Here is an 11771-nt window from a genome sequence, read left to right on the forward strand (position 1 = left end):
AGCCTTGAGGCGGGCGCCTAGAGATAGGCGCCCACCTGCCAGGGCACGAACTCATTATCGCCGATGCCCAGGGCCTCGGACTTCGACGGCTCGCCCGAGGCCACGGCCAGCATCCGCTCGAAGATGGCCTGCCCGACCGCCTCCATCGACGCGCCCGTCAGCACCGGCGAGGCGTCGATGTCCATGTCCTCGTCCATCCAGCTGGCCAGCCTGGCGTTGGAGGCGACCTTGATCGACGGCGCGGGCTTGGCCCCGAACACCGAGCCCCGTCCGGTCGTGAACACAATCAGATTGGCGCCCGAGGCGATCTGGCCCGTCGCCGAGCAAGGGTCGTAACCGGGGCTGTCCATGAAGCTCAGCCCCTTGGCGGCCAGCGGTTCGGCATAGCCGATCACGTCGTTCAGTGGTGTTGAGCCCGACTTGGCCACCGCCCCCAGAGACTTCTCCAGAATGGTGGTCAGGCCGCCCTTCAGATTGCCGGGCGACGGATTGTTGTTCAGCTCCATCCCGTGCCTGTCGGCATAGGCGCGCCACCAGGCCAGGCGAGCGTTCAGCTTGTCCGCCACCCCTTGCGACGCCGCACGCCGCAGAAGCAGGTGTTCGGCGCCCCAGATCTCGGGCGTCTCCGACAGCATGGCCGAACCGCCGTGGGCGACGAGCAGATCCACCGCTGCGCCCAGCGCCGGATTGGCGGTCACGCCGGACCAGCCGTCCGAGCCTCCGCATTGCAGACCGACCGTCAGGTGCGAGGCCGACACCGGCTGACGCTCGACCTTGGCGGCCTCGGCCGCCAGTTCGCGAACGATCTCGATCCCCGCCTCGATGGCGCGGGCCGTGCCGCCGGCCTCCTGAATGGTCAGGGCGCGCAAGGTCGGCCCCGCCTCCAGCCCCTCATTGGCCAGCCAGGCCGGAATCTGGTTCGCCTCGCAGCCCAGGCCGACGATGAGGATCGAATGGAAGTTCGGATGCCGGGCGTAACCCGCCAGCGTCCGCTGGAGCAGGGTCACGTCGCTCGACAGCGACGAGCCTCCGCAACCGCCCTGATGGGTGAAGGCGACGACGCCGTCCACGCCGTCGGGCAGGCTGGCGTCAGGGAAGGCGTCGGCGATGCGGCGCGCCACCGTGGCCGAGCAGTTCACGCTGGTCAGGACGCCGATGTAGTTGCGCGTGCCGACCCTGCCGTTCGGCCGCACGATGCCGTTGAAGGTCGCGCCGGACAGCGGCGCCGGGCGGCGGACGTCGGCGCCCACCTCGGCCTCGCGTCCGTCCTCAGCCATGGCGAGATTGTGGACGTGGACATGGTCCCCGGCGGCGATGGCTTCACGCGCCCGGCCGATGACCTGGCCATAACGGCGGACCAGGCCGCCCTTCTCCACCGCCCGCCGGGCGATCTTGTGGCCGGTGGCGACGGCGGCGCGCGCCGGCGTCTCCAAGCCCTCTGGCGTCTCGCCCGCAGCAATGTCGTCCAGGGCGATGGCGACGTCATCGGCGGGGTTCAGGATCAGGACCCGGCTCATCTTCTACTCCGTCACGCGGCGGGCGGCCTCGACCGCACCATGCTCTCTCAACGCCAGGAAGGCGGCCGTCACCGCCTCGACGAAGCGCGGCTCCTCGGCCAGCGACGCCGGGAAGACCGCCGACAGGCCCAACAGGGCGCGGACCTGGGCTTCGTCGGTCTCGGACGCCTCGATCAGTTCGGCGGTTCGGGACGCCAGCGGGTCATCGACCACGACGGTCTCTCCCTGCTCCGTCACGCCTTCCTGCCAGCGCATCCAGGCGGCGACGCCCAGGGCCATGGCTTCGATCCCCTGATCCGCCGCCAGGCGCTCGGCGGCGCCGGCCAGCAGGCGCTGCGGCAGCTTCTGCGAACCGTCCATGGCGATCTGACGCGTGCGATGCATCAGGGCGGAGTTGGAGAACCGCGCCATCAGTTCGGCGCGATAGGCGGCCACGTCCAGGCCCGGCGGCGGGTTCAGCGTCGTCTGCGCCTCGTCCCACAGAGCTTCGACATAGGCGCGAAACGCCGGAACGGCCACCGCCTCGTGAACGTGCTCATGACCCGACAGCGCGCCCAGATAGGCGACCGCCGAGTGGGCGCCGTTCAGCAGCCTTAGCTTGGCGTCCTCCCAGGGTTCGACCGCATCGGTCAACTGCACGCCCAGGGCGGCGAAATCAGGCCGTTCGCCAGCGAAGCGGTCCTCGATCACCCATTGGGTGAAGGGCTCGGCCTTGACCATCCCCTGGTCCTCGACGCCGAGGCGGGCCGTCAGGCGAACCACGTCCTCAGCCGTCGTCGCCGGCACGATCCGGTCGATCATGGTCTGGGGGAAGGCGCCCTCGGCCGCGATCCACTCGGCGAGCGACGAATCCACCGCCCTGGCCATGGCCAGCACCCCGGCGCGGATCCGCCGTCCATTGTGCGGAAGGTTATCGCAGGAAATCACCGTAAAGGGCCCCAATCCCGCAGTGCGCCGGGCGCGCAGGGCGGCGACGATGAAACCGGGGGCCGTGCGAGGACGCTCGATGTCCGCGATGTCGGCCGCGACGTCCGGATCCTCGACCAGCAGTTCGCCGCTGGCCGGGTCCAGGCGATAGCCCTTCTCGGTCACCGTCAGGGTGACGATGTGGACATCGGCGTCGGCCATGGCCGCGACGAGCGCCGCAGGGTCTTCGGGCCCCACCATCACGCTGCGACAGGCGCCGATGACCCGCAGGTCCTCGCGTTCGCCGTCGCGCACGACCAGGGTGTAGAGGCCGTCCTGCGGGTTCAGTTGATCGCGCACGCCGGGCGACCGCAGCGACGCGCCCAGCACGCCCCAGCGCAGGTCGCCGCTCTTGAGCGCATCGTCGAACACCACCGCCTGGTGCGCCCGGTGGAAGGCGCCGATGCCCAGGTGCACGACGCCCGTCCTGGCCGCCGTACGATCATAGCCGGGCCGCACGACGTCGTCCGGCAAGCCCGTCAGGGCCGCTTCATCGAGGCGGGTCACAGCTTGTAGGCCGCCTTGACCAGATCATAGGTCAGGGCGCGCGCCACCTCATGGGCCTCGTCCTCCTCCATCCGATGCTCGACCACCAGGCGGGCCAGGAAGCCGCAGTCCATGCGACGGGCCACATCGTGCCGCGCCGGAATGGACAGGAAGGCGCGGGTGTCGTCGTTGAAGCCGACCGTGTTGTAGAAACCCGCCGTCTCGGTGACGTTCTCGCGGAAGCGGCGCATCCCCTCCGGGCTGTCGTGGAACCACCAGCTGGGGCCCAGCTTCAGCGCCGGATAATGGCCCGCCAGCGGCGCCAGTTCGCGCGCATAGACGCTCTCGTCCAGGGTGAACAGGATCAGGGTCAACCGGTTGTCCGAGCCGAACCGGTCCAGCAGGGGCTTCAGCGCGCGCACATAGTCGGTGCGCGTGGGAATGTCCGCGCCCTTGTCGCGGCCGAAGCGCTCGAAGACGAAGCCGTTGTGATTGCGGAAGGAGCCGGGGTGCAGCTGCATCACCAGACCATCCTCGACCGACATGGCCGCCATCTCCGTCAGCATCTGGCCGCGAAACAGTTCAGCGTCCTCGGCGCTGGCCGGCGCGGTCGAAACACGCTGGAACAGGGCCTCGGCCTCGGCGCGAGACAGGTCGGCGGTGAAGGCGGTCGGGTGGCCGTGATCCGTCGAGGTGGCGCCCATCTCGATGAAGAAGGCACGCCGATCGCGCAGCGCCTGCAGGTAGCCGTCCCACGACAGGGTGTCCCGGCCGGTCTGTTCGGCCAGGACCTTCAGATTGTCGCGGAACCCTTCATAGTCCGGGTCCAGCACGGGGTCGGGACGATAGGCGGTCAGCACCCGCCCCTTCCAGCCCGAAGCATTGATCGCCTTGTGATGCTCGAGGGTGTCGAGGGGCGACTCAGTCGTGGTCAGCACCTCGATATTGTAGCGGTCGAACAGGGCGCGCGGCCGGAAGGCTTCGGTCTGCAGGGCCGCGTCGATGACGTCGTAATAGTGGTCCGCCGTCTCAGCCGACAGGCGCACGTCCAGGCCGAAGACTTCGGCATAGACCCAGTCGTGCCACATCCGCGAAGGCGTGCCGCGGAACAGGTGATAGTTCTCGGCGAACCGTCGCCAGATCTTGCGCGGGTCCGTCTCGACCGCCCCGCCGTCGGCGCGGGGAACGCCCAGATCCTCCATCGCCATGCCCTGGCTGTAGAGCATGCGGAAGACATAGTGATCCGGCGTGATCAGCAGTTCGGCCGGATTGGCGAAGGTGGCGTTCCCCGCGAACCAGGACGGGTCGGTGTGGCCGTGCGGGCTGATGATCGGCAGAGCCTTGATCTCGGCGTACAGCCGCCTCGCGACAGCGCGGGTGTCGGGATCGGCCGGCAGAAGACGATCAGGATTCAAGCGAAGCGGTTGGGTCATCTGAAACTCGAAATCGGAACGGAAGCGAAGCGAATCGGGCGGAGAAGAAGGGAGACGGCGACAGGCATGAAAACGCCCGCCTGGGCGGCGCTGACGATGTCTCCCTCAAGGGCCGGGGGACGTCAGGCGCCGGCTCCGGTTGTTGTTTCGCAGGGTTCAAACCTTAGCCGGAGGAGCGTTTCGCCATCATCTTGCCACAGGATAAAAAACGTGCGTAGCTCTGTATGACACCGGTGGAACTCGCTGACAAACAGCAATTGACACCGGTTCCCGCGAAAGCGGCGACCTGAACTGGGACGGGCGTTCCCTGGCGGGTCCAACTGGGAGGAGAACCATATGCCCTATCACGCCGCCCCTGCGCGCGCCTCGCTGCTGCTCGGCGCCTCGCTCGCCGTCTTGACCTTCGCCGGCGCGGCGCAGGCTCAGTCGACGCCAGCCGACGACCAGCCGACCGCCGTCGACGAAATCGTCGTCACCGGCTTCCGCGCCAGCCTGCAGAACGCGCTCAACATCAAGCGCAAGGAAGCCGGGGTGGTGGACGCCATCTCGGCCGAAGACATCGCCGATTTCCCCGACACCAACCTGGCGGAATCGATCCAGCGCATCCCCGGCGTCTCCATCGACCGCGACGCGGGCGAAGGCCGCTCCATCACGGTGCGCGGCCTCAGCTCGGAGTTCACCCGCACCCGCATCAACGGCATCGAAGCTCAGGCGACCACCGGCGCCACGGACTCCTCGGGCGGCGTGAACCGCGGCCGCGGGTTCGACTTCAACGTCTTCGCCTCCGAACTTTTCAACAACATCACCGTGCGCAAGACCGCCTCGGCCGAGGTTGAGGAAGGCTCCCTGGGCGCCACCGTCGATCTGCGCACGGCCCGGCCGTTCGACTATTCAGGCTTCAACGCCGTGGCCTCGGTCCAGGGCGGCTACAACGACCTGTCGGAGAACTGGAGCCCGCGCTTCGCCGGCCTGATCTCCAATACCTGGATGGACGGCAAGTTCGGCGCCCTGCTGTCGCTGGCCTACAGCGACAAGAGCTCCATCGAGGAAGGCTTCAGCTCGGTGCGCTGGGGTCCGGCCAATGGAGACAACGGCTTCCTGAACCCCGAGGCCCTGCCCGGCGGCAAGGATGCGGCCGGCGGCCTGTTCCACCCGCGCATTCCGCGCTACGGCCGTCTGAGCCACGAGCAGGAGCGTCTGGGCGCGACCCTGTCTCTGCAATGGCGCCCCTCGGACGCCACGACGATCAGCTTGGACGGCCTCTATTCCAAGCTGGACTCGACCCGTCAGGAGAACTTCCTCGAGGCCTGGTCGTTGAGCCGCAACGCCAGCCAGGGCGGCAAGTCTGGGGTTACGATCGTCGACGCCGTCGCCGACGCCGAAACGGGCGAACTGGTCTACCTGCTCCTCGACGGCATGGACATGCGCACGGAAGAGCGCTTCGACGAGCTGAAGAGCGAATTCTCGCAGTATACGCTGGAGATCGAACACGACTTCTCGGACAGCGTGCGCTTCAGGGGCGTGGCGGGTCGTTCCGAGTCGACGTTCGACAACCCCCTCCAGGTCAACGCCATCATCGACCATCAGGACGGCGCCGGCTGGTCGATCGATTTCCGCGACAATCGCGACCTGCCCAAGATCGACTACGGCTTCGACGTCACGGATCCCAACCAATGGACCATCACCGGTCCGGCCGGCGTCCAGCCCCTCTCAGAACTGCGTATGTCATCCAGTTCGCAGAGCAACACCTATACGACCTTCGAAGGCGCCTTCGAGTTCGACATCGACGACCGCATGACGTTCAAGGTCGGCGCCAGCTACAAAGAGTATCAGTCTGAAGGCTCAGGCTATGCTCGCAAGACCAACACCGCGCCCGCCATACCGGGGGGAGCCTCGATCGGCGGCCTGACCTATCTGCTCGACGGCTTCGGCAGGAATCTGGATCTGCCCGCAGGCTCAGCCACCGCCTGGATTTCGCCGAACCTCGACGCGATCGTGAAAGCCTATGGGGCCGATTGCCTGTGCGACACCGGCGTGGCTGGCGGCGACTTCCGTCTGCTGGGCCTTGAAAACGGGTCCACGGCTCTGGGCAGCTGGCGCGACGTGACGGAAAAGGACACCGGCCTATGGGCTCAGCTGGACTGGAACACCGAATGGGTCGGCATGCCGGTCCGCGGCAACTTCGGCGCGCGCTGGGTGAACACCGAGATCGAGGCCGCCGGCTACTCCTCTCTCAGCGGAGTGACGACGCGCATCACCGGCGCCAACAACTATGACGACATCCTGCCGTCGCTGAACCTGTCGATCGAGCCGGTCGAAAATGTCATGGTCCGCTTCGGCGCCGCCCGCGTCATGGCGCGCCCGCCCGTGACCAGCCTGGTGCCGGTCTTCTCGCTCAGCGCGCCGAACGCCGCCAACCGCACGGCGTCGCTGGGCAATGTGAACCTGGACCCTTACCGCGCCGACACCTTCGACCTGTCGCTGGAATGGTATTTCGCGCCGGAGTCCCTGCTGTCGCTGGCGTTCTTCTACAAGGACATCTCGACCTACGTTCAGACGACCCAGCAACGGCTGACTTATGCTCAACTGACGGCGATGAACCCGGAAGCCTTCCCCGCCGCCGCAGACCGTCCCCCGGCGGAAGATTACGTCTTCAGCCGTCCGACCAACACGCCGGGCGGCCCGCTGAAGGGCTTCGAGATCAGCTATCAGCAGCCCTTCACCTTCCTGCCGGGCGCCTTCTCGAACCTGGGCGTCCAGGCCAACTTCACCCATGTGGAGTCGGAGATCGACTACTGCACCACCGCCGCCTGCACCGCCTATGTGACGGCCAATCTGGTGAACCTGTCGCCCGACGCCTGGAACGCCACGCTCTACTATGACGACGGTCGGTTCAACGCCCGGGTGTCGGCGGCCTATCGCGACACCTACTACCAGCAGGTGCCGGCCTCCAACGGCGGCTCGCGCGGCATCGTCGCCACCGGCAAGACCGAGACGCTCAGCATCGACGCCTCGGCTTCGTTCGACGTCACCGACCACCTGACGCTGACCCTCGAGGGCATCAACCTCACGGACGAGGCCAACCGCCAGAACCACGGCGAGCTCGATGGGGTGCGGGACAGCACCTACGTCTACCACCACACCGGCCGTCAGGTGTTCGTGGGCGCCCGCTACAAGTTCTGACGCTTTCCACCGCCCTCCTGAGCGGTGAAACCTGGGCGCCGGCGATCCATTCGCCGGCGCCTTTTTCTTGAAGAAGCCGCGACCCGCCCGGATCAGGCCAGCGCGTTGCGGTCCAGTTGATCCACGCGCGTGACGCCGGTCAGCGCCATGGCCACCTTCATCTCGGCCGCCATCAGATTCAGGACGTGGCTGACCCCCGCCTCTCCCCGCGCCGCCAGGGCATAGGCCCAGGCCCGTCCGATCAGCACGCCGTCGGCGCCCAGAGCCAGCATTCGCGCGACGTCCAGGCCACTGCGGATTCCGCCGTCGGCCAGGACCGTCAGCCGCCCCCCGACCGCCTCGGCGATCGGCGGCAGGGCGCGGGTCGAGGACAGGACGCCGTCCAGCTGACGCCCGCCGTGGTTCGACACCACCAGGCCGTCAGCCCCGAGATCGGCCACGCGCCGAGCGTCGTCGGCGTCCAGCACGCCCTTGATGATCAGCGGCCCCTTCCAGCGCTCGCGCACCCTGGCCAGATCGTCCCAGGTCACGGTGGGATCGAAGTTGTCGCGCATCCAGGCGAAGAAGTCGTCGATGCCCGTCTTGCCCTTCAGCACCGGCGCGACATTGCCCAGCGAGTGGGGCCCGCCGTTGACGCCCACATCCCAGGCCCAGGCGGGTCGGCCGACCGCCTGCAGCGCGCGCCGCATGTCGCCGAAGAAGCCCGACGCCCCCGCCAGCCCTGAGTGGTAGTCGCGATAGCGCGAACCCGGCACCGGCATGTCGACCGTGAAGACCAGAGCGGGACATTTCGCCTGTTCGGCCAGATCCAGCAGGTCGGCCATGAAGGCGCGATCGCGGATCATGTAGAGCTGGAACCAGAAGGGCGTCGGACTGCCCGCCGCCACCTCTCCGATCGAACAGGCGCCGACCGTGGACAGGGTGAAGGGCACGCCGAAGGCGGCGGCGGCGCGGGCGGCCTGAACTTCGCCGCGCCTCGCATTCATTCCCGCCAGACCGACCGGCGCGAGCGCGACCGGCAAACTGACCTCTTGTCCGAAAAGGGTCGTGGACAGATCGATGTCCGATACGTCGCGCAGCACCCGCTGACGCAGGGCCACGTCGCGCAGGTCGCTGACGTTCCGCCCCAGCGTGGTCTCGGCATAGGAGCCGCCGTCGATGTATTCGAACAGGAATCGCGGCAGGCGCCGACGCGCCAGCTCGCGATAGTCGGAGATGGAGGCCGCCTTCACGCTGGACGGCCTATTGCAGGTTCACGAAGGCGCCGCCGTCGACCAGCAGGGCCGCGCCGGTGACATAGGCCGCCATGTCCGAGGCCAGGAAGGCCACGGCGCCGCCGATGTCCTCGGGCTGGCCCAGACGGCCCAGCGGGATGCGGCCTTCCATGTATTCCCGCTTCTTCGGGTCGGCCAGGTCGTCCTTGTTGATGTCGGTCAGAATGGTGCCGGGCAGGACCGAATTGCAGCGGATGCCGTGGTTGCCCAGGGCGATGGCGCAGGACTGCATCAGACTGTGCACGCCCGCCTTGGTCGGAGTGTAGTGGGTCTGGAACTCGCCGCCGACCAGGGCCGAGATCGAGCTGATGGCGACAATGGCGCCGCCGTTTCCCTGCTTGACCATCTGGTTCGCGGCGGCCTGGGTCATGAAATAGGCGCCGTGGAGGTTGACCTCCATGGTGCGCTTCAGCGTCTCCGCCGGCATGTCGAGGAAGGCGTGGAACGGGCAGATGCCGGCGTTGGAGACGAAAACGTCCACCTTGCCGAAGGCCTCGACGGCGGCCTCGACGAAGGCGGCCGCCGTTTCCGGCAGGGCCACGTCGCCCTCGACCGAGATGCAACGGCGCCCCTGCGCCTCGACCGCGGCGATCACCTCGGCCGCAGCAGAGCCGCCCGAGTGGCTGTTGATGGCGACGTCCGCGCCCTGCCTGGCCATTTCCACGGCCACGGCGGCCCCGATGCCTCGCGATCCCCCGGTGATGAGGACGACCTTGTCTTTAAGCAGCATGGAGGCTCCGTACAGTAAGCGTGTTCAGGTTTTAGGGGTCCAGCCCAGGTCGCCGCTGATGGCGTTGGCGGCGTCGGTGACCGTCTTGGTCAGTTCGGCCATTCGGGCGTCGGACATGTATTGAGCGGCGGACGAGACGCTGATCGCGGCCACGATATGCCCGTCGACGGACCGAATAGGCGCGGCGACGCAGCGGACCTGATCCTCGTTCTCCTCAAGGTCGAAGGCGTGGCCCTTCTCGGCGTAGCTGCGCATCCGCTCCAGCCAGACCGCGCGCGAGGCGGCGTCGAATTCGGCCCCTTCGGGCGCGTAGAAGTCGCACCATTCCGGCTCGCTCTTGTCCAGAATCAGCGCCTTGCCCAGTCCGGTGGAGGCGATGGGGTGACGCTCGCCGAGGCGCGAACCGATATTCACGCGGCGACGACCGGGGACCTTGTCCAGGTAAAGCGCATGACGACCGTCCAGCACGCCCAGGTGCACCGTGTCGTCGGTCACCGTGGACAGATGCTCCAGATAGGGCCGGGCGACGCGCGGCAGATGCATCTGCTGGCTGGCGGCGTGGCCCAGCTCTAGCAGCTTGGGTCCCAGGGAATAGCCCTCGCGCGGGCGGAACGACAGGATTCGCCGGTCGACCAGGGCCGAGGCCAGGCGATGGGTGGTGCTGCGCGTCAGTTCGAGCTTTTCCGACAGCTCCGCCAACGGAAGGGAGCCGTCGATCAGGGCGTCGATCACGTCCAGGCCGCGCAGAAGGGTCTGGCTGCCGGAGGCCTTCGCCCCGACCTCCGCTTCGCCGTCCGCCTGTTCGCTCTTGATTGACGCCATTCGTCCCATCTCGTAATCCTCATTCCCAGAATGTAGCAAAAGACGCAAGCTGATCCCCGCAACAGGGATCGAGTTTGACGCCACGCTCGGAGGAATGCCAGTGAAATCCCGCATTATGGGAGTTATGTGCCGAAATATGGTGCATGCCCGATGAGCCGCCTGCCCAAGATCAAGCACGTCCGCGCCTTCGTCGTGAAAAACGACGGCACGGGCGCCAATCAGGGGGGAGGCGCCGACTATCACGACCAGGGCGACGGCCACTGGATTGACGACCACATCGCCACCCCCATGGCGAAGTATCCGGAATACCGTCAGAGCCGCCGCAGCTTCGGCATCAACGTGCTCGGCACCCTGGTGGTGGAGATCGAGGCCGACAACGGCGTCGTCGGCTTTGCGGTGACGACCGGCGGCGAACCCGCCGCCTATATCGTCGAGAAGCACCTGGCCCGCTTCCTGGAGGGTCGCGATCCGTCCGAGGTCGAGAAGATCTGGGACCAGATGTATTTCTCGACCCAGTATTACGGCCGCAAGGGGCTGGTCGTGAACGCCATCTCCGGCGTGGACCTGGCGCTGTGGGATCTGCTTGGCCGCCTGCGTCAGGAGCCGGTCTTCGCCATGCTGGGCGGGGCCGTGCGCGACGAACTGACCTTCTACGCCACCGGCGCGCGCCCGGATAAGGCCAAGGAACTGGGCTTCATCGGCGGCAAGATGCCCCTCCACCACGGCCCGGCCGAAGGGGAAGAGGGCCTGCGCAAGAACCTGGCCGAGCTTGAGGCCATGCGGAACGCCTGCGGCGACGACTTCTGGCTGATGTTCGACTGCTGGATGGCGCTCGACCTCAACTACGCCACCCGCCTGGCCCATGAAGCCCACAAGCTGGGCCTGAAGTGGATCGAGGAGGCCCTCAGCCCCGACGACTACTGGGGCTATCAGGCGCTGAAGAAGAACGCGCCCAAGGGCATGCTGGTCACTACCGGCGAGCATGAAGCCACCCGCTGGGGCTTCCGCATGCTGCTGGAGATGGAATGCTGCGACATCATCCAGCCCGACGTGGGTTGGTGCGGCGGCGTGACCGAACTGCAGAAAATTTCCGCCCTGGCCGACTCCAAGGGCGTGCTGATGATCCCGCACGGATCGTCCGTCTATTCCTACCACTTCGTCGTGACGCGCCATAACAGCCCGTTCGCGGAGTTCCTGATGATGGCTCCGGGCGCCGACGAAGTCGTGCCCATGTTCCATCCGCAGTTGATCGGCGAGCCCGTTCCGGTGAACGGCAAGCTGAAAGTTCCCGACACCCCCGGTTTCGGCGTCGAGCTGAACCGCGACATCGCCCTGCACCGCCCCTACGCCCGATAAGAAG

General features: G+C 67.2%; 8 protein-coding genes. 2 read left to right on the forward strand and 6 right to left on the reverse strand.

Annotated features, from left to right (window positions below):
- Nucleotides 1-17: 17 nt before the first annotated feature.
- The 3 genes from ACWGL1_RS07510 to uxaC are packed head-to-tail and all read right to left on the reverse strand — an operon-like array spanning nt 18 to nt 4402.
- Nucleotides 18-1517, reverse strand: coding sequence for a UxaA family hydrolase (locus tag ACWGL1_RS07510; protein ID WP_452111647.1), 1500 nt, complete (start codon nt 1515-1517; stop codon nt 18-20).
- Nucleotides 1518-1520: 3 nt separating this feature from the next.
- Nucleotides 1521-2990, reverse strand: coding sequence for a mannitol dehydrogenase family protein (locus tag ACWGL1_RS07515; RefSeq protein WP_338578119.1), 1470 nt, complete (start codon nt 2988-2990; stop codon nt 1521-1523).
- A complete protein-coding gene (uxaC, locus tag ACWGL1_RS07520) occupies nt 2987-4402 on the reverse strand; it encodes a glucuronate isomerase (RefSeq protein WP_338578118.1) in 1416 nt (471 codons plus the stop codon). The genes ACWGL1_RS07515 and uxaC overlap by 4 nt, the downstream gene beginning before the upstream one ends.
- 336 nt (nt 4403-4738) lie before the next feature.
- On the opposite strand from uxaC, the gene ACWGL1_RS07525 reads away from it, so the two are divergent.
- Nucleotides 4739-7585 carry a TonB-dependent receptor gene (locus ACWGL1_RS07525; RefSeq protein WP_452111648.1) on the forward strand — a complete coding sequence of 949 codons (2847 nt, stop codon included), beginning with the start codon at nt 4739-4741 and terminating at the stop codon, nt 7583-7585.
- Nucleotides 7586-7677: 92 nt separating this feature from the next.
- Here ACWGL1_RS07525 and lldD read toward each other — a convergent pair whose 3' ends face one another.
- From lldD to ACWGL1_RS07540, 3 genes are read right to left on the reverse strand one after another with little or no spacing between them, the layout of a single operon-like run.
- The gene (lldD, locus tag ACWGL1_RS07530) at nt 7678-8817 is read right to left on the reverse strand and encodes an FMN-dependent L-lactate dehydrogenase LldD (protein ID WP_452111649.1); all 1140 of its coding nucleotides are present in this window, start codon (nt 8815-8817) and stop codon (nt 7678-7680) included.
- 10 nt (nt 8818-8827) lie between these two features.
- Nucleotides 8828-9589, reverse strand: coding sequence for an SDR family NAD(P)-dependent oxidoreductase (locus ACWGL1_RS07535; protein WP_452111650.1), 762 nt, complete (start codon nt 9587-9589; stop codon nt 8828-8830).
- A gap of 24 nt (nt 9590-9613) precedes the next feature.
- Nucleotides 9614-10411, reverse strand: coding sequence for an IclR family transcriptional regulator (locus ACWGL1_RS07540; RefSeq protein WP_291776967.1), 798 nt, complete (start codon nt 10409-10411; stop codon nt 9614-9616).
- Between the two features lie 150 nt (nt 10412-10561).
- On the opposite strand from ACWGL1_RS07540, the gene rhmD reads away from it, so the two are divergent.
- On the forward strand, nt 10562-11767 hold the full coding sequence (rhmD, locus tag ACWGL1_RS07545; RefSeq protein ID WP_452111651.1) for an L-rhamnonate dehydratase: 1206 nt from the start codon (nt 10562-10564) through the stop codon (nt 11765-11767).
- The last annotated feature ends 4 nt before the right edge of the window (nt 11768-11771 follow it).

This window comes from Brevundimonas sp. NPDC055812 (genome assembly GCF_053616535.1).

Coding starts and splice junctions, on each gene's coding strand:
- ACWGL1_RS07510 (WP_452111647.1), bottom strand. CDS start 1,517: ATGAGCCGGGTCCTGATCCTGAACCCCGCCGATGACGTCGCCATCGCC.
- uxaC (WP_338578118.1), bottom strand. CDS start 4,402: ATGACCCAACCGCTTCGCTTGAATCCTGATCGTCTTCTGCCGGCCGAT.
- ACWGL1_RS07525 (WP_452111648.1), top strand. CDS start 4,739: ATGCCCTATCACGCCGCCCCTGCGCGCGCCTCGCTGCTGCTCGGCGCC.
- ACWGL1_RS07535 (WP_452111650.1), bottom strand. CDS start 9,589: ATGCTGCTTAAAGACAAGGTCGTCCTCATCACCGGGGGATCGCGAGGC.
- ACWGL1_RS07540 (WP_291776967.1), bottom strand. CDS start 10,411: ATGGCGTCAATCAAGAGCGAACAGGCGGACGGCGAAGCGGAGGTCGGG.
- rhmD (WP_452111651.1), top strand. CDS start 10,562: ATGAGCCGCCTGCCCAAGATCAAGCACGTCCGCGCCTTCGTCGTGAAA.